This is a genomic window from Psychrobacter sp. I-STPA6b (assembly GCF_020662265.1).
GTDB lineage: Bacteria > Pseudomonadota > Gammaproteobacteria > Pseudomonadales > Moraxellaceae > Psychrobacter.
The window spans coordinates 1-470 of sequence record NZ_VEWM01000064.1; the positions used below are offsets into that span (position 1 = coordinate 1).

2 protein-coding genes are annotated in these 470 nt (G+C 55.1%); both read left to right on the forward strand.

The annotated features are described in order from the left end of the window. The first annotated feature begins 7 nt into the window (after nt 1–7). A complete protein-coding gene (metS, locus tag FHK88_RS14510) occupies nt 8–148 on the forward strand; it encodes a methionine/alanine import NSS transporter subunit MetS (protein WP_413680464.1) in 141 nt (46 codons plus the stop codon). Nucleotides 149–206: 58 nt separating this feature from the next. Continuing rightward, a partial coding sequence (locus tag FHK88_RS07275) for a hypothetical protein (RefSeq protein ID WP_264480636.1) occupies nt 207–470 on the forward strand: 264 nt, incomplete at its 3' end.

Genomic DNA, 470 nt, shown 5'->3' on the forward strand with positions numbered 1-470 from the left:
CATGATGATGGTCCTGTTCATGTTGGTCATCTGGGGTGGGCTCGCGACGAGCACGTACTCGCTGATGAAAAACCCCGATGAGACCTCCGGGAAGCTCGGCGACAATCCCGAAGCCACCGATGAAAAGCTCTACGATCAGGGTTATTAAAAGCAAAGGTGCTTCAGAGATCACACTATTCTGACCGAATAGTGCACAATAGTCCGTGATGATGAAATCCTCTTCCGAACCAGAACCGGGGCGCGTGCCCGGTTCGCTCGCTCCCCTCAGCCAAAAACATGCGAGTCAGCTGGCCAATCGCGATAACGCCGACGATGTCATGGGCGTTCCGTATTACGCCCATGCGCCGCTAACCGAGGCAAGCCGTTCGGCGTCGATAGCCGTGAATATGAAGCGCTTAGCCTTGTGGTGTTTGCGGTTCCTCGCGATTGCCTTGGCTGCGTTCCTTCTCTGGTATGGGTTAGGTCTGATC

What these genes read in the sequence shown, in the direction of transcription:
- metS (WP_413680464.1), top strand. Translation starts at nt 8, where the DNA reads ATGGTCCTGTTCATGTTGGTCATCTGGGGTGGGCTCGCGACGAGCACG.